Source organism: Nitratireductor sp. B36, from assembly GCF_020833685.1.
Lineage (GTDB): Bacteria > Pseudomonadota > Alphaproteobacteria > Rhizobiales > Rhizobiaceae > Nitratireductor.
Genome location: NZ_JACKZY010000002.1, coordinates 870940 through 890279 on the forward strand (window position 1 = coordinate 870940; position 19340 = coordinate 890279).

Genomic DNA, 19340 nt, shown 5'->3' on the forward strand with positions numbered 1-19340 from the left:
CTTTCTTTCAGGACATCGTCCATGAACATTTTCGCCGATTTCACAGATCGGGTCGCCAAGACCATTGAAACTCTCGGCCTGCAGTCCAACAGTGGGGAGGCGCTTGACCTTTCGCGCGTGGCCGTCGAACCACCGCGTGATGCGAGCCATGGTGACGTGGCGACCAATGCGGCCATGGTGCTTGCGAAGTCAGTTGGTGAGAACCCGCGAGCGCTGGGGGAGAAGATTGCCAAAGCATTCGAGTCAGATCCCGACGTTGCCGCGGCTACGGTGGCGGGTCCAGGCTTTGTGAACCTGAAGCTGAGCGACAGTTTCTGGCAGGCTCGGCTTGGTGAAATGCTGGATCTCGGTACGGAGTACGGCCGCTCGCAGATGGGGCGGGGAGAGAAGGTGAATGTCGAATATGTCTCGGCAAACCCAACAGGCCCCATGCATGTCGGTCATTGCCGTGGCGCGGTGGTGGGGGATGCGCTCGCCAATCTTCTTGCCTTTGCGGGTTATGATGTCGCGCGTGAATATTACATCAATGATGCGGGCGTGCAGATCGATGTGCTCGGTCAGTCGGTGATGCTGCGGTACCGCGAGGCGCTGGGTGAGAAGATCGACGAAATTCCCGCGGGTCTTTATCCAGGTGATTATCTGGTGCCGCTGGGCAAAGAACTTGCGCGGGAGTTTGGCACGAAACTTCTGGAAATGCCCTCCGCTGCAGCGATGACGATCGTCAAGGACAGGGCCGTCGAGAGCATGATGGCGATGATCCGGGACGATCTCGCTGCACTGAATATTCGTCACGATGTATTCTTTTCGGAACGCTCATTGCATGAGGGCAATGGTGGGATGATCCGGTCGGCGATCAACGATCTCACCATGAAGGGCCATGTTTACAAGGGTAAATTGCCGCCGCCGAAGGGGCAAAAACCTGATGAGTGGGAGGATCGCGAGCAGACGCTTTTCCGCTCGACAGAGGTGGGGGACGACATTGATCGCCCATTGATGAAATCGGATGGCAGCTTCACCTATTTCGCGGCTGACGTGGCCTACATGAAGGACAAGCTGGACCGGGGTTTCGAACATCTGATCTATGTGCTTGGTGCCGATCATAGCGGCTATGTGAAGCGCTTGCAGGCCGTGGCGCGGGCGCTGGCGGAGGACCGGGTGGACCTGACCGTGCTTCTGTGCCAACTCGTGAAGCTGTTCCGCGGCGGAGAGCCTGTGCGCATGTCGAAGAGGGCAGGGGAATTCGTTACCCTGCGCGAGGCGGTGGACGAGGTGGGTCGTGATCCGATCCGCTTCATGATGCTCTACCGCAAAAACGATGCTCCGCTCGATTTCGACTTTGAGAAAGTGACGGAACAGTCGAAGGATAATCCTGTTTTCTATGTGCAATACGCTTCCGCCCGAAGCCACTCGGCATTTCGGCAGGCAGGCGAGCAACTCGGTGTGAAGGAATTCAGCCGCGCGGAGATGAAGGCTCAGCTTGGAAAGCTCACGGACGAGGGCGAGATGGCCTTGGTACGTAAGCTTGCTGAATACCCTCGGCTTGTCGAAAGTGCAGCGCAGGCGATGGAGCCTCACAGGTTGGCATTCTACCTTTATGATCTGGCAAGTCTGTTCCACGCCCAGTGGAACAAGGGTAGCGAGACAGCCGACTTACGTTTTGTTAAGGTTAACGATCCAGAATTGACCTATGCCAGACTGGGTCTGGTGCAGGCAGTTCGCGATGTGTTGACATCCGGGCTTGCGTTGATCGGGGCCGAGGCGCCTTCTGAGATGCGCTGACCCCATCCCGTAAGGGGTGCGGTGGTCTGTCACCTTTTGCCCACATTGCGCTGGTACCCGACAATTGTACGACGTCGCGGGCGTCTACCGAGTGTGAGTGCGGAAAAAAGCATGGCAGATCATAGCTCGAACCAACGCGCGGATAGCGCCGTTTTTTCTGAGGACGACCCATTTGCGGAACTGACCCGCATTATGGGCCACGACCCACGGCGCGCCGAAGCGTCCGGCAATGAGGCCGAGCAGGAGGGCGATGATCTCGCGCTTGAGCTCGAGAACGAATTGCTTGGCGATCTGGCGGAATTTTCCGACGAGGTTCATGAGGAAGCAGTTCCCCAGGACGACTGGCAGCCTCAGCCATCGGGCGACTGGCGTTTCGATGCTGTTGAGGCAGAGCAAAGGCCTGATGAGCCTGCCGTCGACATCGCGGCCGATATGGCTGATGAACTCGACGAGAGCTTTGCTGCGAGTTTTGAAAGCGAAATGCGCCTGGAACCGGCTGACGATTTTCCAGCCGTTTCAACGCTGCCTGAGGAAGAGGCCGAAGTTTCAGAACCTGTTGAGGCTGTTGAAGCTGAACTCGTTGAGCAGCATTTCTCCGAGTTCGACGTCGATATGGCCGAGCCAAGTGGCCCTTTTTCCGAACCGGACTATGAGCGCGACGAGCCCACAGAGAGCCCAGCCCAGAAAGATACACTTGAGTTCAGCGATCAGGACTTCGCGCAACTGGATAACGATCTCGAAGCTTCTCTGGCGAACGAAGATTGGTTCGGCTCCGAGAATGACGTCGGCGAGCAGTCCCTCGAAACTACGGATGCTGCGACTTCCGCGGCAGATCCGTTTACTGATCTGGTGACGGAAGAGGCACTGGAAGCCGCCGAACCGGCCGTTGCCCTCGATCCGTACAGTGCGGAACCCGATTACCCCGCTGAACGCGATGATTTCGAGGAATTCGAGCAGTCCGAGGTGTCGCTCAGTCTGGATCAGGCTGAAGACACAGCCGCCAGTGCAGATCCGTTCCTTTCTCCTCAGGCGTTTGCCTCTTCCATCGCTCAGGGAGCCGAGCGGGCGAGTGCGGTGGACGGGGATGTCGCACGCGAGGATCATGATTTTACCGCGACCCTTGAAGATCAGCTTTCAGCGTCGCCCTCCGAAGAGCCGGCGCCTGTAGAGCCGCTGGTTCAACCGCAAGCGGAAGATGGTCTGCAGGCCGAAGCCACTTGGGAAGGTTTTGAGACCGTTGATACGGAGCCTGAGCTGCCGGCTGAAGGTGATCCTGTGGAGGCGACTTTGGCTGCTCCGTTCTGGCAACAGCCGGAACATCCCTCTGATGCACTGTCCTCGGAACACCAGTCATCCGTACCGCATATCGATACAGTTGATGTGCCAGGAAACGAACGGGTCCAAGTCGAAGATTCCGCACACATTCCGGAGTTCATAAGCGAACCGGAACGTGTGCCTGAAACAGAATCGGACGATCTGGAGCTCGCTCTTGCGCGTGCCTTTGGGGACAGCGAAAGCCTGCCTGGGACAGTCGCAGCTGCAGAGGTCGGTCATGAGGGCGGCACCGCGGTGCCCAACGATGCATATGCTGCTGCAGCCCTGCAGCCAACCGAGCAGGCCCGGGAAGAAGAGGATTTCGGTTTCGAAACTGCTTTTGCGGATAGTTTTTCCGAACCGGATAATTTTGCCGGGCCGAGCGAAGAACGAGCAGTTGATAAGCGGGAAGCTGATCCTGCCGACGCTTTCGTGGTCTCGGATATGGACTCCTGGAGCGATCCGTCCGAGGAATTCGAGCGGGGACCGGGAAGCTTTGCTTCAGAGACTGCGGGAGCCGTGGCTGGGCGTTCTGGGCCGCTTTCCAATCGCCGAAACCTTGCAATGTTCGGCGTGGCCGGAGGCGTTGCCATTCTCGCTCTCGTCGGCTTTTTCGCCTTCAGCGGCGGTGGCGAAGACAATTCTGCACCAGTGGTTGTTCGAGCCGATGACGAGCCCATAAAAGTGAAGCCGGAAAACCCCGGGGGCGAACAGGTTCCCAACCAGGACAATCAGGTCTATCAGAGGGTTTCGGGTGCAGAGGCCGGCACTGATCCTGTTCAGGAACGGCTTGTTTCGACGGCAGAAGAGCCCGTGGACGTGCCACAAGCGGCGCCGAAGTCGGAGGAGAGGCTATCGTCGAATGCCGACGATACGGTAACCCCGACGAGCGAGCCGGTAACGGCAATGACACCACGGCGCGTACGCACCATGGTGGTTCGACCGGACGGCACGATTGTTCCGCGTGAGCCGGAGGCACCTGCCCAGAATACTGAAAACGCTGTGGCAACCGGTAACGTTGAGAGCCCTGAGCAGCAGGTTGAAGCTACGACAGCCCAGCAGGCGAGCCAGGAAGCAGCGCCGGATGCGCGGCTTGCGAGTGCAGATCCGCTGAACGGATCAGCGGAAGATGCGAACGCCTCCGCGGGCAATGTGCCGGTTACAGCGCCGGTCCCGCCCTCACGCCCTGCTGCACCACCTTCGCAGCCGCAGCGAACTGTTGAAACAACACCTCCTGCTCAGGTCGCAGCAGCGCCCAGCCAGCCTGCGCAACCTGTTGCACAAACACCTGCACCCGCGCCTGTGACCTCTGGTTCGGATGGCTGGTCGGTGCAGATTTCTTCGCAGCCGACCGTGGAAGCAGCGCAAAAGTCGTATCAGGATATGGCTCAGCGCTATGGCGGTCTTCTGACCGGAAAAGGCGTGAACATCGTCAAGGCTGACATTGCAGGTAAGGGAACTTATTACCGCGTGCGCATTCCCTCATCGTCGAAGGATGAAGCAATTCGCCTTTGCTCGCAGTTGAAGTCGGCGGGAGGAAGTTGCTTCGTTTCGAAGTGATCTCGCATCCGAGCCAACCGAAACCGCCGCCATTGTGCGGCGGTTTTTTCTTGTTTCCTTTTCCAGATTCGCGAGCCCGGTTATCCTGACGGCATGAGCGAATCAAAATCCATGATCCTCGGTGCGACGGGGAAAGAACTGACGGCGGATGAAATCGCCTTCTATCGTGATGAGCGGCCATGGGGCTTTATCCTGTTTGCGCGCAATGTCGGCGAGCCCGCACAGCTGAGCGACCTCGTTGCATCCATGCGCGACAGTGTCGGGAGGCCGGATGCGCCGGTGTTCATCGATCAGGAAGGGGGCAGGGTGCAGCGCATCCGTCCGCCCATGGCGGGCAGCTATCCAACGGCTTCCGAACTCGGCCGCATCTACGCAAGAAGCCCGGAGGTGGGACTGCGCGCGGCATGGCTGATGTCGCGCCTGCATGCGATGGACCTCAGACGCTATGGGATCACGGCGGATTGCCTGCCGGTGCTCGACGTGCCGATTGCCGGTGCGCATGACGTGATCGGCGATCGCGCCTATGCGCATGACCCGCAGACGGTGATTGCACTTGGCCGCGCTGCGAGCGAGGGGTTGATGGCAGGCGGTGTTCTGCCGGTGATGAAGCATATGCCGGGCCATGGGCGCGCCTTTGCGGACAGCCACAAGGCGCTGCCCGAGGTGTCGGCTTCCCTCGACGAGCTGCGCACGCACGATTTTATTCCGTTCAAGGCGTTGGCAGACCTGCCGATGGCGATGACTGCACATATCGTGTTTCATGCAATCGACCCGGAGCGGCCAGCGACGACATCCGCCAAGGTGATCCGCGACATTATCCGAGGCGAGATCGGCTTCGACGGGCTCCTGATGAGCGATGACGTGTCGATGCACGCACTTTCTGGGGATTTCTCCCAACGGGCGGAAGCAATCCTTGCGGCGGGCTGTGATCTCGTCCTTCACTGTCATGGGATTATGCCCGAAATGCAGGCTGTCGCCGAAAAGGCGCCTGAATTGTCGGGCAAAAGCCTGGAGCGGGCCAATCGTGCACTGGCTTGCCTCAATCCGGGGGATGATACGGAAGAACAGGTCGCGCGCGCGGAATTCGAGGAGTGCTTCGCGGCGGTCGCTTGACGATAAGGGTCGATGACGCTTGGCGCAGAACGCTGAAAAGACGGCTGTGAAACCGGCACCCATGGACAAGCTGTGGGACGACAATGCGAAGGAGCATGGCGTTTCCGAGCCTGCCCTGACGGTTGATGTCGATGGTTTTGAAGGGCCGCTCGACCTGCTGCTCCACCTAGCACGCACACAGAAGGTGGACCTCGCGCGCATTTCCGTTCTCGCCCTTGCTGAGCAATACATCGCTTTCATCGAGAAAGTGCGCAAAATGCGGCTGGAGCTGGCGGCCGACTATCTGGTGATGGCGGCCTGGCTGGCCTATCTGAAATCACGCCTGCTGATCCCCAAAAAGCCGGAGGATGAAGAGCCGACCGGTGAGGAAATGGCCGCACTCTTGCAGTTCCGCCTGAAGAGGTTGGAAGCGATGCGCGATGCGGCGGCGCGGCTTGTCAACCGCAATCGTCTGGGCCGGGACGTGTTTGCCCGTGGCATGCCAGAGCCGGTGATCGTCCAGAAAGAGAGCGCTTTTGCGGCGTCGCTCTATGATCTGCTCACTGCCTATGCCTCACAGCGCCAGCGCCGTGCGGTGACGAATGTACGCATTGCAAAGCGGGGCGTCTGGTCGCTCAAGCAGGCGCGTGAAATTCTGGTGCGGATGATTGGCGACTTTGGGGACTGGACGGCGCTGGATCACTTCCTGATGCGTTACATGACCAAGGCTGAAGAACGGGCGACAGCCACTGCGAGCGCTTTCGCTGCCTCTCTCGAACTGGTGCGGGAAGGCGCCCTTGAAATCCGACAGCAGGAGCCCTTTGCCCCCATCTACATGCGGACGGGCAAGAAGGCGCCAGCCAGCCTTTTTGAGAATGCCGATGACTGACAACAGCAATGTGGTTCCGTTTGTCGCCAATGAGGGCGAGCTGGAAAACGAAACCTCCGAGATGCATTCGCCGCATCTCGTCGAGGTCAAGCGGATGGTGGAGGCGATTGTTTTCGCGAGCGCGGAGCCGGTGGCCGAAAAGGCTCTGGCCGAGCGTCTGCCCGATGGAACCGATGTTGTCCAAGCTCTGGCCGAACTTCAGAAGGAATATGAAAAGCGCGGGGTGAACCTCGTCCGCGTCGAAAACAGTTGGGCGTTTCGAACAGCAAGCGACCTCTCGTTCCTCATGAACCGGAACGCTGTCCAGCAGCGCAAATTGTCGCGTGCCGCGCTCGAGATGTTGGCGGTGATCGCCTATCACCAGCCGGTCACGCGTGCGGAGATCGAGGAAATTCGGGGTGTGGAGACGTCCAAGGGGACGCTCGACATTCTGCTTGAAACGGGCTGGGTCAAGATGCGCGGCCGCCGCCGCACACCGGGGCGCCCGGTAACCTATGGAACCAGCACAGAATTTCTGGATCACTTTGGGTTGACGGAGCTGCGCGATCTGCCGGGCATCGATGAGTTGAAGGGGGCTGGACTGCTTTCCGCCAGAATGCCGGTCAACTTCTCGGTGCCGCAGCCGATGACTGATCCGGATGAACTCACAGAAGATGAAGATCCGCTGACAGATATCGACCTGGAAGAACTTGGTCTGTTGACACCGCTCGCTGAGGATGATTGACGGAAGTCCTGCGGGACAGGGGCCGCCTGCGATCCATCCAGGGATACCGGTGCATGGACAATAAGAAGCAAAGTTCGGCGCGTGGAACGGCCGGCGTCAGCTTCGCGGCGCGTCTTTCCTTCCAGAATATCAGCCATTCCTATGCTTCGGGCGCGCAAACACTCAGGGACGTGTCTCTTTGCGCGGAGCCCGGCGAGGTGCTTTGTCTTCTCGGGCCTTCCGGTTCCGGCAAGACGACGCTCCTCCGGATTGCTGCCGGCATCGAGGCTCAGCGCTCCGGCCAGGTGTTTCTGAACGAGCGCGAAATTGCCGGTCCGAACGTGTTTCTGCCGCCCGAAAAGCGCTCGATCGGTCTCGTGTTTCAGGACTTTGCGCTTTTCCCGCATCTGACCATTCTCGACAATGTGCGCTTCGGACTGACTGCCCTTTCGGGTGAGGAAGCCCAGAAAGAGGCAATGATCGCGCTTGAGCGGGTCGGGCTTGAAGGCTATGCCGGCGCCTATCCGCACGTGCTGTCAGGCGGTGAGCAGCAGCGTGTTGCGCTGGCGCGGGCGCTGGCGCCACGACCGGCGGTGCTTTTGATGGATGAGCCATTTTCAGGGCTCGATTCCCGTTTGAAGGACAGTGTGCGCGCGGAAACGCTCTCCATTCTGCGGCAAAGCCGTGCGACCGCCGTTGTGGTGACCCATGACGCAGAAGAAGCCATGCGTATGGGTGATCGGATAGCACTTCTCAAGGATGGAAAACTCGTTCAGGTGGGGACCGCCGAAGAGCTTTATCGACGCCCCGCCGATCTTTTCGTGGCCGGCTTCTTTTCCGAGATCAACGAGTTTGATGGACAGGTGCACGCCGGCAGTGTGGAAACGCCCCTGGGGCGTTTTTCGGCAGATGGGCTGAAAGAGGGCGCGGATGCAACTGTTGCGGTTCGCCTGTCCGGGTTTCAGGTGGATCAAGAGCGCGGTTCCGTACCGGCGCGGATCGTTTCCAGGCGCTTCCTCGGCGTGGTGGAGTTTCTCGAGCTTGCGATCCCCGGGGCTGACCGGCATGTGCGTGCCCGCGTGCGTTGCGGGCAGTTGCAACCGGGCGTGCGGGACATATGGCTGAACGTGATCGAGAGCGATGTTCTCGTATTCGCGAGACAATCGTTTGAAACATCGCGCGAAAGCGCATAAATCAAATCAATGGCAATTGGTGAAAGAGACTGATCATGGGTTCCTTTTCAATCTGGCACTGGCTTATCGTGCTCGTCGTGGTGCTGCTCCTGTTTGGACGCGGCAAGATACCCGAGCTGATGGGCGACATGGCCAAGGGCATCAAGAGCTTCAAAAAGGGCATGTCCGACGATGATGAGGACACGACCAAGACGGTCGAACATCAGGCCGATGAGCCGGTGAAGGAAGCGAGCAAGCCGAGCAAGAAGAAGTCCGGCTGATTCGCCGCAATTCGCACAGCGTTTCCGCTTCCTGCTATCCGTTCCGGTGACCTATGTTTGATCTTGGCTGGCCCGAAATCATGGTGATCGCCATCGTCCTGATCGTCGTGGTCGGGCCGAAGGACTTGCCGCGCATGTTGCGCACCTTTGGGCGTACGACGTCCAAACTGCGCACCATGGCGGGCGATTTTCGCAAGCAGTTCGATGAAGCGCTGCAGGAGGCCGAGCTTGATGATGTGAAATCCCTCGTGGATGACGCGCGCAAGCTCGATCCGCGCAACGAGATCAAGAAACATCTCAACCCGATCGAGAAGGTCGGGCAGGAGATCCGGTCCGGTCTTGATGCGGCGATGAAGCCGCAGGCGGCGAAATCGGGCGCGCCGGCGTCCAAGGAACCGCATGCGACGGAACCGGCCAAGGCAGGCGCAACCCGCATGCCGGGTGAGGCGAAGCCCAAGGCCACGGCCAAGCCCCGCACGGCGACGAAAACGGCAGCAAAGCCGAGGGCGACCAAGGCACCGGCAACAAAGCCCGCGACGACGGCCAAGCCAAAGGCAGGCAGCAAAACCAAAACGGCGAGCGCGACCAAGCGCGCTCCGGCAAAAAAGACTAGCGGAGCCAAGTCGTGAACGCCGAACGTGACGACGACATCGATCAGTCTTCCGCACCGCTGATCGACCACCTGATCGAGCTTCGATCGCGCCTGATGTGGGCGCTTGCCGGTTTTTTTGTGGCCTTCCTCGTCTGCTTTTTCTTCGCCAAGCAGATTTTCAATCTGCTGGTCATCCCGTTCCAGTGGGCAACCCAATGGGCGGGTCTAGACGCGGACAAGGTGGACCTGATCTACACCGCGCCGCAGGAATTTTTCTTCACCCAGATCAAGCTTGCCATGTTCGGCGGACTGGTGCTCGCCTTTCCGGTGATCGCCATGCAGGTCTATAAGTTTGTGGCGCCCGGTCTTTACCGCAATGAGCGCCGGGCCTTCATGCCGTTCCTGATCGCTTCGCCTATTCTGTTCTTGATTGGTGCGGCGCTTGTCTATTTCTTCTTCACGCCGATGGTGATGTGGTTCTTCCTGTCCATGCAGCAGGTGGGGCCGGACAACACTGTGCAAATCTCGCTGTTGCCCAAGGTTTCCGAATATCTCGGGCTGATCATGACGCTGATCCTGTCCTTCGGGCTGGTGTTTCAGCTTCCGGTGGTGACGACGCTGATGGCGCGGGTGGGGCTTCTCACCTCGACTGGGCTCGCCGACAAGCGCAAATATGCGATCGTGGCGGCGTTTGTCGCGGCGGCGATCCTGACGCCGCCGGACCCGGTAAGCCAGATCGGTCTTGCGCTTCCGACCATCCTTCTCTACGAAATTGCCATCTGGGCCGCCCGTATGGTTGAGCGCCAGCGCGAGAAGGAAAAGACCGCGCAGGACGAAACCGACGAAGCGGATCAGCCGACCGCCTAGATTTGCTGGCTTTCCTGTCGCGTTCGAGGCGGTTCACCGCAATCTCTCCGCGATTGGAAATCTGACATGCTCGACATCAAATGGATTCGCGAGAACCCGCAGGCGCTGGATGAAGCGCTGAAGAAGCGTGGCGCGGACCCTGAAAGCGCGAAGCTTCTCGCGCTCGACGAAGCGCGCCGCCAGCACCTGACAAAACTTCAGGAAGCGCAGGAGCGCCGCAATGCTGCCTCCAAGGAAATCGGCAAGGCGATGGCTTCCGGCGACAAGGAGCTTGCCGAGAAGCTGAAGGCCGAGGTGTCGGAGCTGAAGAGCTTCGTTCAGGATGGTGAAGCCGAAGAGCGGCGTCATGATGCGGCGCTGAACGACGCGCTGGCGCGCATTCCCAATGTTCCGCTCGACGATGTGCCGGTTGGCGCTGACGAGAACGACAATGTGGAGGTGCGCAAACATGGCGAGCCGAAGCGCGCCAACTGGGCCAAGGAGCATTTCGAGATCGGCGAAGCGCTCGGCCAGATGGATTTCGAACGCGCGGCGAAGCTTTCGGGCGCGCGCTTCACGGTGCTTTCGGGGCCGCTTGCCCGTCTGGAGCGTGCGTTGGGGCAGTTCATGCTCGACCTGCACACGCAGGAGCATGGCTATACGGAAGTCCAGCCGCCGCTTCTGGTGCGCGACGATGCGATGTTCGGCACCGGACAGTTGCCGAAGTTTAGCGACGACCTTTTCCGCGCCGGCGATGATCACTGGTTGATCCCGACGGCGGAAGTCTCGCTCACCAATCTGGTGCGCGAGGAAATTCTCGATGGCGAAAAGCTGCCCCTGCGCTTCACCGCGCTAACGCCATGCTTCCGTTCGGAAGCGGGTTCTGCGGGACGCGATACGCGCGGCATGCTGCGCCAGCATCAGTTCTACAAGGTGGAGCTCGTCTCGATCACCGATGCCGAAAGCGCGATTGATGAGCATGAACGCATGACGCAATGCGCCGAAACCGTGCTCAAGAAGCTCGATCTTCCATTCCGCACCATGGTGCTGTGCACCGGCGACATGGGCTTTGGCGCACGCAAGACCTACGATCTTGAAGTGTGGCTGCCGGGGCAGAACGCCTATCGTGAGATTTCGTCCTGCTCGGTCTGCGGCGATTTTCAGGGCCGGCGCATGAATGCGCGCTACCGGGTTGCGGGCGAGAAGCAGACGCGCTTCGTGCACACGCTCAACGGCTCGGGAACGGCGGTTGGCCGGGCGCTGATTGCGGTTCTGGAGAATTATCAGAACGAGGACGGCAGTGTCACGATACCGTCAGCGCTGAAACCCTATATGGGCGGCCTGGAGAAAATCGAAGCAGTAGAGGACTGAGACTTTGCGCATTCTGTTGACCAATGACGATGGCATTCACGCTGAAGGACTGGCGACGCTGGAGCGGATCGCCCGCACGCTGAGCGACGATGTGTGGGTGGTGGCACCCGAGACCGACCAGTCGGGCTTTGCCCATTCGCTGTCATTGTCCGAGCCGCTCAGAATGCGCAAGATCGATGACCGGCATTTTGCGCTGCGCGGCACGCCCACCGATTGCGTGATCATGGGCGTCCGGCACGTGATGGACACGCCGCCGGACTTAATCCTTTCGGGCGTGAACAATGGCACAAACATTGCCGACGACGTGACCTATTCCGGCACGGTGGCCGGCGCAATGGAGGGTACGCTTCTCGGCATTCCCTCCTTTGCACTGAGCCAGGCCTACGATTTCACCGATGAGAGCCGCTATATTCCTTTCGCTACGGCAGAGGCTCTTGCGCCGCCGATCCTCAAGAAGCTGATCGAACGCCCGATGCCGGAGGGGGTGCTCGTCAACATCAACTTCCCCAATTGCGCGCCGGAAGAGGCCAAGGGCACGCTCGTGACCGTGCAGGGCAAGATGGTGCACGGGCTCAACGTGGAAGAACGCCGCGACGGGCGAAACTATCCGTATTACTGGCTGCGTTTCGGGCGCAAGCAGGCCGACATTCGCCAGGGCAGCGATCAGGCGGCGGTGCGCGACGGTTATGTTTCGGTCACGCCGCTGCATCTTGACCTGACGGCGCACGAGGTGCGCGACCAGCTTGCCAAGGCGCTGGCATGATCGAACCGGGGCAGGAGCGAGAGAGCTTTGCCGCCTTCATGCTGCGCATGCGCGCAAGCGGGGTCGGCAGCAAAGAGCTCTTCGCCGCGATGGAAGCGACGCCGCGCGGCAGCTTTCTGCCATCGGAATGGTACGCGCTTTCCTGGTCCGATCGAATGGTGCCAATTGCCTGCGGCGAGGCCATCGAAGGTTGCGACTTTCAGGCCCAGGTGATTGATGCGCTGGCGTTGTCTTCCGGACACCGGGTTTTGGAGATTGGCACTGGATCCGGTTTCACCGCAGCCGTTATGGGACGTCTGGCGGGGAGGGTGCTTACACTCGACCGCTACCGAACGCTGGGAATGGAGGCACAACTGCGCTGGGACCATCTGGGTATCAGCAATGTGGTTGTACGCCATGCCGATGGAACGGATGGGGCACCCGCTGATGGGCCCTTCGACCGAATCGTATCCTGGGCGGCTTTCGATGATCTGCCGCGGCGATTTGTGGATCAACTCTCAACGGGCGGGGTGATGATTGCGCCAATCGGCCCCGGAGATGATGTTCAAAGCGTTGCCAAACTGGAGAAAGTCGGCAGCAGGTTTGAGCGGACGGATATTGCGGAAACGCGCCTTCAGCCACTCCTGAAGGGGGTTTCGTCAGCGATCTGAAACCGCGAGGAACAGCGCGATTTATTAATTTCCGCGCGCGGCTTAACCGCTGAGTAACATTAACGCGATTTAATTGCTCGTGTTCAGGTATTGGGTACGCGGGTAGTCAAATGCGTTGTATTGCACGGAATTTCGATCGCGCGCTTTTGCGCGGAGCCGCCGTCATCTTGATCGGCGGTGTGGCGGCAGGATGCAGCTCAGACCTCTCGCGCTTCAAGTCTAGCGACTTTGCTGATGCGCGATCGACAAATCGCAGTGTGGCGATGACGCCAGCCAGCCAGCCTTATCCCGGCGATACGGCGAGTGGCCTTGATACTACCTATACAGGATCCATCAGCAGGCAGGGCGGAGGGCCGCGGCCATCAGCTTCAGTTGGCGGCGCGATGCAGCAACCTTTGCCCGCGCCCACGAATACCGCGGCTCGGGCTGCAACGCGGCCTGTCGATCTGACTGCCCCCAGCGCTGCCAGCGGCAGTGTGCAACGCCAGCCTATCGCGGCGCCAACACAAACGGCACCGGCGGTGGCGGCTGCTCCTCAGCCGAAACTTGACCGCACTCCGACCGGATCGATCGCGCGTCAGTCGGCACAGGCCCCCGCACGCAGTGGCAACAGCGGCGATAGCGGCTGGAGCGATGTGGGCGGCACGACCATCACCGTGCGCGAGGGCGAAACGGCTTACAATCTTTCGCGACGCTTTGGTGTTCCCGTGGGAGCAATCCTCAGTGCCAACAATCTTTCGAGCGCGTCCGAGTTGAAAGCGGGACGGCAGATTGTCATTCCGACCTATGTTTATTCGCGCCGAGCACCGGTCTCTGCACCGGACAATGATGCGCGCGCGTCACAGCAGGCTGCACGCCAGCCGATCCCAAATGAGCCGGCGCCACAGCGCGAGCCACAGGAGCGCCTTGCTGTCCTGCGCGAAACGCCCCGGCCAAAATCGCGTCCGCAAGGTGCTGAGACCAACAATGCCGCTGCAAACACCCACAGCGCTGGTGGGAGAACGGCTACGTCCCCTGTCACCTCGAGCGCGGGGGGCACATATACGGTCGTTTCAGGCGATACGCTTTACGGCATTGCCCGCAAGACCGGCGCGAGCGTTGGCGCCATCAAGGCGGCGAACGGTCTGTCGGATGGATATCTGCGGGTCGGGCAGACGCTGGCCATTCCGTCCGGCAATGGCGGCGAGCAATCCCAGGTGGCGAGCGTGACGCAGCAGCAAGTTGACAAAACAACGACAAGCGCTACGACACGTGAAACCACGCCTACGGTGAAAGCATCTGCTCCGCAGGCGGCTTCCTCCACGCAGACCCAGGTTGCTGCAGTTGCAACGCAAAGCAACGATGTTGCGCCGGATTCCACCGGCATCGGCAAACTGCGCTGGCCCGTTCGTGGGCGGATCATCTCGGATTTCGGCAGTACGTCCGGTTCGGCCCGCAATGATGGCATCGACATCGCCGTCCCGGCAGGCACACCTGTCAAGGCTGCGGAAAACGGTGTTGTGATTTATGCCGGTGACGGCCTCAAGGAATTCGGAAACACGGTTCTGGTACGGCACGATGATGGCATGGTCACGGTCTACGGACATGCTAGCGCGCTTCGGGTCAAGCGTGGCGAGAAAGTGCGACGCGGTCAGGAAATCGCGCTGTCGGGCATGAGCGGCAGTGCCGATCGTCCCAAACTGCACTTTGAAGTGCGCAAGGATGCGACGCCCGTCAATCCGAGTGGCTATCTGGAATAAGCGTTCCCTGGATAACGAGAAAAGCTGCGGCCTGCCAGACCTCCGGTCGGGCCGCCTCTTTGACCCGCCCGAAAGGGCGGGTTTTTGTTCATGCGTCCAACCGTTTTCCGAGACGACCGGCAAGATCCTGGATGAACTGCCAGGCCACACGTCCGGATCGGCTGCCCCGCGTGGTTGCCCATTCAAGCGCTTCAGCGCGGAGCGCTTCTGGAGCTATCTCCAGGCCGAAATGAGCAACATAGCCGCGGACCATTTCGAGATAATCATCCTGCGAACATTTGTGGAAACCGAGCCAGAGCCCAAAACGATCCGATAGCGAGACCTTTTCCTCCACGGCTTCCGACGGGTTGATCGCCGTGGAGCGTTCGTTTTCGATCATGTCACGCGGAAGAAGGTGGCGCCGGTTGGATGTGGCGTAAAGAATGACGTTGGCTGGCCGGCCCTCGACACCACCTTCCAGCGCCGCCTTCAGCGATTTGTAAGATGTGTCGTTTTGATCGAAGGACAGATCGTCGCAGAACAGGATGAACCGGAAGGGGGCAGCCTTCAGAAACGCCATGAGCTGAGGAAGCGTTTCGATATCTTCCCGGTGGATCTCGACCAGTTTCAAAGGTGGCTGTCCGGCCGCGGCGGTGCGGTTGACCTCCGCGTGCACCGCCTTAACCAATGAGGACTTGCCCATCCCCCGGGCGCCCCACAAAAGGACGTTGTTGGCCGGGAGGCTTTTGGCGAAACGGTCCGTGTTGTCTGCGAGAATATCGCGGACCCGGTCGACTCCTCGGATAAGACTGAGCTCTACCCGATTGACGATTTCTACAGGTTCAAGGGCTTTTCGCTCAGCCTGCCAGACGAAGCAGTCGGCCACATCGAAACGGGGAGGTACAGCAGGTGCGGGGCCGAGATCCCGAACCGCAGCGATCAACCTGTCCAGCTTCTCGCTCAACACTTCGATGGTCTTGTCGGTCATGATTCCCTCACGAAGGCGTGTGCTGCCATGAATTACGTACCGTACGGTACGGTTCTTTCATAGGGGCGCGGTATTTGCAAGCGGGGAAGGGGGCATTGCGGTACGGAGTGCCGACCGGGAGTGCACACGCTTGCAGAAGTCGGTGCGCGGAGACGGTGAACAGTTGCAATGGATAGGCGAAAGTCTATATTCCGGCCACATTTATGACCAGCCGGACGTCCGGCGCATATCAGGAGTTTTCGATGTTCATCACCCCGGCATACGCACAGGCTGGAACAGGCGGAGCGCCTGACATCTTTGTCAGCATTCTGCCTTTCGTCCTGATCTTTGTGATCATGTATTTTCTTATCATCCGTCCGCAGCGCCAGCAGATGAAGAAGCGGACCGAAATGCTGGCCGCTGTTCGCCGCGGCGACACAGTGGTGACGGGCGGCGGTCTTGTCGGAAAGGTGACGAAGGTCCTCAACGACGCCGAGCTTGAAATCGATCTTGGCGGCGGAAACAAAGTGACGGCGATGCGCGCCATGCTTGCCGAGGTACGCGTCAAGGGCGAACCGGTGGCCGACAACAGCCAGTCCGCCAAGAAATAACCGCAATATGACGTGATTGCCGGGAAGGGCCGGCAAAACGGCCCTTCCAAACCGAACCGACGAGGCCCCATGCTACATTTTTCGCGCTGGCAAACGATCCTCATATGGCTGGCCGTGGCGCTTGGTGTCGCCTATGCGGCGCCGAACATCATACCGCCATCCTACCTGTCCTCGATGCCAAGCTGGGCGCCTTCAAGGCCGATGACTTTGGGTCTCGACCTTCAGGGCGGTTCGCATATTCTTCTGCAGATTGAAAAGCAGGAACTGATCGAAGAGCGCATTGTCACGACGCGTGACGATATCCGGAGGCTGCTGCGCGAGAAGCGGATCGGCTACACGGGGCTCACGGGTTCGGGCCAGTCCGTTCAGGTGCGAATCCGCGACGTGGGCCAGGTTGCGGAGGCCAAGGAAGCGCTGCGCGAGCTCACACAGCCGGTCAATTCGGGACTGTTCGGCGGTGGGACCGTCACCGAACTTCAATTGACGGAGCCGGAGCCGGGACTGCTGCGCTATTCGTTGACGGAAGAGGGGATCAACTACCGGATTTCCTCTGCATTGTCGCAGTCCATCGAGGTGGTAGGGCGTCGTGTCAACGAGCTCGGCACAACCGAGCCGATCATTCAACGCCAGGGTGACGACCGTATTCTGGTTCAGGTACCTGGTCTTCAGGATCCTCAGCGCCTGAAGGACATCCTCGGCCAGACGGCCAAGCTTACTTTCCAGATGGTGGATCAGTCGGTGCCGGTGCAGGAGGCCATAAACGGCCGTCCTCCTATTGGAACGACGATCAAATACTCGGTGGACGATCCGCCGGTTCCCTATTTGATCGAAGACCGGGTCATCGTTTCGGGTGAAAACCTCGTGGATGCGCAGGCGACATTCGATCAACGGACCAACGAGCCCGTCGTGAGTTTCCGCTTCGATACCAAGGGCGCAACCCGTTTTGGCCAGGCGACACAGGAGAATGTCGGGCGGTTGTTCGCCATCATTCTTGACGATCAGGTCATCTCTGCACCGCAAATCCGCGAACCCATTCTGGGCGGCACCGGCCAGATATCGGGAAGTTTCGACGTTCAGTCGGCCAATGATCTGGCTGTTCTGCTGCGCGCTGGCGCGCTGCCAGCTACGCTTACAATCATCGAAGAGCGTACGGTCGGTCCGGGCCTTGGGCAGGATTCGATTGATGCCGGCAAAATCGCTTCGGTCATCGGTGCGGCTCTGGTTATTCTGTTCATGATCGCGGCCTATGGGCTTCTCGGTGTGTTCGCCGTGGTGGCGCTCGCAGCGAATGTGACCATGATTATCGCGATCCTATCGGCGCTCGGGGCAACCCTTACGCTTCCCGGTATTGCCGGTATCGTTCTCACAATTGGCATGGCGGTCGATTCCAGTGTGCTTATCTTCGAGCGTATACGCGAAGAGCGGGCTGGCGGGCGCTCATTGATCCAGGCGGTAGACACCGGTTTCTCCAAGGCTTTGGCGACGATCGTCGATGCCAATGTGACGACACTGATCGCCGCCATCATCCTTTTCTATCTCGGTTCGGGACCGATCCGCGGCTTCGCCGTCACGCTTGCCATCGGTATCGCCACGACAGTGTTCACGGCCTACACGCTGACACGCTGGATCGTAGCCGACTGGGTGCGGCGCCGCCGTCCGAAGGAGCTGCCGCGTACGCCGCTGCGTTTCGTGCCGGACAACACGAGTATCGGCTTCATGAAGCTGCGGCGCGTCACCTTTACGCTCTCGGCCATTGCGTCGATCGCGGCGGTAGCGTTGTTCATGACCGTAAACATGAACTATGGCATCGATTTCAAGGGCGGTTCCTCGATCGAGGTTCAGTCTCGCGAGGGACCCGCAGATATCGGCGATATCCGTGCTCGCCTTTCCGATCTCAACCTTGGCGAAGTGCAGGTTCAGGAGTTCGGCGATCCGCGTGAGGTGCTGATCCGGGTGCAGGCGCAGGACGGCGGCGAGAATGCAGAGCAGACCGTGATCACAAAGATCCGCGGTGAGCTTGAGGATGCCTACGAATTCCGCCGCGTTGAAGTCGTCGGGCCGACGGTTTCCGGTGAACTTGCCCGTGCAGGTACCATAGCGGTGCTGGTATCGCTGATGGCGATCCTGATTTACATCTGGCTGCGGTTCGAGTGGCAGTTCGCCGTGGGTGCGATCCTGGCGACGCTGCACGATGTCATCATGACGGTCGGGTTCTTCGTGATTACCGGGATTGAGTTCAATCTTTCGAGTATTGCCGCGATCCTGACGATCGTGGGTTACTCGTTGAATGATACGGTGGTCGTCTATGACCGTGTGCGCGAGAATCTCAGACGGTTCAAGAAGATGCCAATGCCTGAGCTTCTCAACCTGTCAATGAACCAAACATTGTCGCGTACCATCATGACGTCGGTGACGACGCTGCTGGCGCTGGCGGCTCTGTTTGTCTTTGGCGGCGAGGTCATTCGCTCCTTTACGGCGGCGATGATCTTCGGAGTGGTGATCGGCACCTATTCATCGATCTTCATCGCTGGGCCTTTGCTGATCCTGTTCCGCATGCGCTCCACTGGCGCGCTGGGCGCGGAGCAGGCTGGTGATGACGCATCAGCCGGTTCGGAGACGACCGGACAACTGCCGGCCAAGTGATGGCGGGCGGGATCGAAATCCGCGCGGCCCACTTTCCGGGCCGTGCTCCGATTGATGCCTATGGCAATGGCGGTTTCCGCTTCGCCGACATGTCGCATCGGGGTTCGATCCTGTGTTTGCCTTCGGGCATTCACGGATGGGATGTCAGCGGTTTCGGCGAACTGGAGGAGGCAGATCTTGCCCGCATGTTCGATGAGGCCAGCGAATTCGACATTTTGCTTGTCGGTACGGGTGAGCAACTGATTCCGATGCCGGCCGAGCTCCGCAAACGATTTCGCGAGGCCGGCGTGGCGGTGGAGACCATGGCCACCGGCGCGGCAGTGCGGACTTACAATGTGCTTTTGGCCGAAGACCGCACTGTGGCTGCAGCGCTGATCGCTGTCGACTAA

At 59.8% G+C, this 19340-nt stretch carries 17 protein-coding genes; 16 read left to right on the top strand and 1 reads right to left on the bottom strand.

What is annotated here, in order from left to right; genetic code table 11:
* The first annotated feature begins 21 nt into the window (after positions 1–21).
* The 13 genes from argS to H7H48_RS10785 all read left to right on the top strand — a co-directional run bounded on the left by argS (position 22) and on the right by H7H48_RS10785 (position 14751).
* Positions 22–1779 carry an arginine--tRNA ligase gene (gene argS / locus H7H48_RS10725; RefSeq protein WP_229449038.1) on the top strand — a complete coding sequence of 586 codons (1758 nt, stop codon included), beginning with the start codon at positions 22–24 and terminating at the stop codon, positions 1777–1779.
* Positions 1780–1890: 111 nt separating this feature from the next.
* The gene (locus tag H7H48_RS10730; RefSeq protein WP_229449039.1) at positions 1891–4653 is read left to right on the top strand and encodes an SPOR domain-containing protein; all 2763 of its coding nucleotides are present in this window, start codon (positions 1891–1893) and stop codon (positions 4651–4653) included.
* Between the two features lie 93 nt (positions 4654–4746).
* Positions 4747–5766 (top strand): beta-N-acetylhexosaminidase, encoded by a 1020-nt coding sequence (gene nagZ, locus H7H48_RS10735; protein ID WP_229449040.1) that lies wholly within the window; start codon positions 4747–4749, stop codon positions 5764–5766.
* A 61-nt stretch (positions 5767–5827) separates the two neighbouring features.
* Positions 5828–6634 carry a ScpA family protein gene (locus tag H7H48_RS10740; protein WP_229449246.1) on the top strand — a complete coding sequence of 269 codons (807 nt, stop codon included), beginning with the start codon at positions 5828–5830 and terminating at the stop codon, positions 6632–6634.
* Positions 6627–7358, top strand: a complete 732-nt coding sequence (scpB, locus tag H7H48_RS10745; protein ID WP_229449041.1) for an SMC-Scp complex subunit ScpB — start codon at positions 6627–6629, stop codon at positions 7356–7358. The genes H7H48_RS10740 and scpB overlap by 8 nt, the downstream gene beginning before the upstream one ends.
* 53 nt (positions 7359–7411) lie before the next feature.
* Entirely contained in the window at positions 7412–8530 is a 1119-nt protein-coding gene (locus H7H48_RS10750; protein WP_229449042.1) for an ABC transporter ATP-binding protein, read from the top strand.
* Between the two features lie 35 nt (positions 8531–8565).
* A complete protein-coding gene (locus H7H48_RS10755) occupies positions 8566–8790 on the top strand; it encodes a twin-arginine translocase TatA/TatE family subunit (RefSeq protein WP_223020928.1) in 225 nt (74 codons plus the stop codon).
* Between the two features lie 53 nt (positions 8791–8843).
* Positions 8844–9419, top strand: a complete 576-nt coding sequence (tatB, locus tag H7H48_RS10760; protein WP_229449043.1) for a Sec-independent protein translocase protein TatB — start codon at positions 8844–8846, stop codon at positions 9417–9419.
* Entirely contained in the window at positions 9416–10249 is an 834-nt protein-coding gene (tatC, locus tag H7H48_RS10765; protein WP_065815102.1) for a twin-arginine translocase subunit TatC, read from the top strand. The genes tatB and tatC overlap by 4 nt, the downstream gene beginning before the upstream one ends.
* 66 nt (positions 10250–10315) lie before the next feature.
* Positions 10316–11599 carry a serine--tRNA ligase gene (gene serS / locus H7H48_RS10770; RefSeq protein ID WP_229449044.1) on the top strand — a complete coding sequence of 428 codons (1284 nt, stop codon included), beginning with the start codon at positions 10316–10318 and terminating at the stop codon, positions 11597–11599.
* A gap of 4 nt (positions 11600–11603) precedes the next feature.
* Positions 11604–12362, top strand: coding sequence for a 5'/3'-nucleotidase SurE (gene surE, locus H7H48_RS10775; RefSeq protein ID WP_229449045.1), 759 nt, complete (start codon positions 11604–11606; stop codon positions 12360–12362).
* Complete coding sequence (locus tag H7H48_RS10780) at positions 12359–13012, top strand: protein-L-isoaspartate(D-aspartate) O-methyltransferase (protein WP_229449046.1); 654 nt, start codon at positions 12359–12361, stop codon at positions 13010–13012. The genes surE and H7H48_RS10780 overlap by 4 nt, the downstream gene beginning before the upstream one ends.
* 110 nt (positions 13013–13122) lie before the next feature.
* Positions 13123–14751, top strand: coding sequence for a peptidoglycan DD-metalloendopeptidase family protein (locus tag H7H48_RS10785; protein ID WP_229449047.1), 1629 nt, complete (start codon positions 13123–13125; stop codon positions 14749–14751).
* Between the two features lie 88 nt (positions 14752–14839).
* On the opposite strand, the gene H7H48_RS10790 is transcribed toward H7H48_RS10785, so the two are convergent.
* The gene (locus H7H48_RS10790; protein WP_229449048.1) at positions 14840–15718 is read right to left on the bottom strand and encodes an ATP-binding protein; all 879 of its coding nucleotides are present in this window, start codon (positions 15716–15718) and stop codon (positions 14840–14842) included.
* Positions 15719–15960: 242 nt separating this feature from the next.
* Here H7H48_RS10790 and yajC point away from each other — a divergent pair, with 242 nt between their 5' ends.
* From yajC to H7H48_RS10805, 3 genes are all read left to right on the top strand, one after another.
* Positions 15961–16308, top strand: coding sequence for a preprotein translocase subunit YajC (gene yajC / locus H7H48_RS10795; RefSeq protein WP_229449049.1), 348 nt, complete (start codon positions 15961–15963; stop codon positions 16306–16308).
* Positions 16309–16377: 69 nt separating this feature from the next.
* On the top strand, positions 16378–18951 hold the full coding sequence (gene secDF / locus H7H48_RS10800; RefSeq protein ID WP_229449050.1) for a protein translocase subunit SecDF: 2574 nt from the start codon (positions 16378–16380) through the stop codon (positions 18949–18951).
* Positions 18951–19340 carry an Mth938-like domain-containing protein gene (locus H7H48_RS10805; RefSeq protein ID WP_229449051.1) on the top strand — a complete coding sequence of 130 codons (390 nt, stop codon included), beginning with the start codon at positions 18951–18953 and terminating at the stop codon, positions 19338–19340. The genes secDF and H7H48_RS10805 overlap by 1 nt, the downstream gene beginning before the upstream one ends.

Coding starts and splice junctions, on each gene's coding strand:
- scpB (WP_229449041.1), top strand. CDS start 6,627: ATGACTGACAACAGCAATGTGGTTCCGTTTGTCGCCAATGAGGGCGAG.
- H7H48_RS10750 (WP_229449042.1), top strand. CDS start 7,412: ATGGACAATAAGAAGCAAAGTTCGGCGCGTGGAACGGCCGGCGTCAGC.
- yajC (WP_229449049.1), top strand. CDS start 15,961: ATGTTCATCACCCCGGCATACGCACAGGCTGGAACAGGCGGAGCGCCT.
- H7H48_RS10780 (WP_229449046.1), top strand. CDS start 12,359: ATGATCGAACCGGGGCAGGAGCGAGAGAGCTTTGCCGCCTTCATGCTG.
- H7H48_RS10805 (WP_229449051.1), top strand. CDS start 18,951: ATGGCGGGCGGGATCGAAATCCGCGCGGCCCACTTTCCGGGCCGTGCT.
- H7H48_RS10730 (WP_229449039.1), top strand. CDS start 1,891: ATGGCAGATCATAGCTCGAACCAACGCGCGGATAGCGCCGTTTTTTCT.
- H7H48_RS10785 (WP_229449047.1), top strand. CDS start 13,123: ATGCGTTGTATTGCACGGAATTTCGATCGCGCGCTTTTGCGCGGAGCC.
- secDF (WP_229449050.1), top strand. CDS start 16,378: ATGCTACATTTTTCGCGCTGGCAAACGATCCTCATATGGCTGGCCGTG.
- tatB (WP_229449043.1), top strand. CDS start 8,844: ATGTTTGATCTTGGCTGGCCCGAAATCATGGTGATCGCCATCGTCCTG.
- H7H48_RS10790 (WP_229449048.1), bottom strand. CDS start 15,718: ATGACCGACAAGACCATCGAAGTGTTGAGCGAGAAGCTGGACAGGTTG.
- nagZ (WP_229449040.1), top strand. CDS start 4,747: ATGAGCGAATCAAAATCCATGATCCTCGGTGCGACGGGGAAAGAACTG.
- serS (WP_229449044.1), top strand. CDS start 10,316: ATGCTCGACATCAAATGGATTCGCGAGAACCCGCAGGCGCTGGATGAA.
- H7H48_RS10740 (WP_229449246.1), top strand. CDS start 5,828: ATGGACAAGCTGTGGGACGACAATGCGAAGGAGCATGGCGTTTCCGAG.
- H7H48_RS10755 (WP_223020928.1), top strand. CDS start 8,566: ATGGGTTCCTTTTCAATCTGGCACTGGCTTATCGTGCTCGTCGTGGTG.
- argS (WP_229449038.1), top strand. CDS start 22: ATGAACATTTTCGCCGATTTCACAGATCGGGTCGCCAAGACCATTGAA.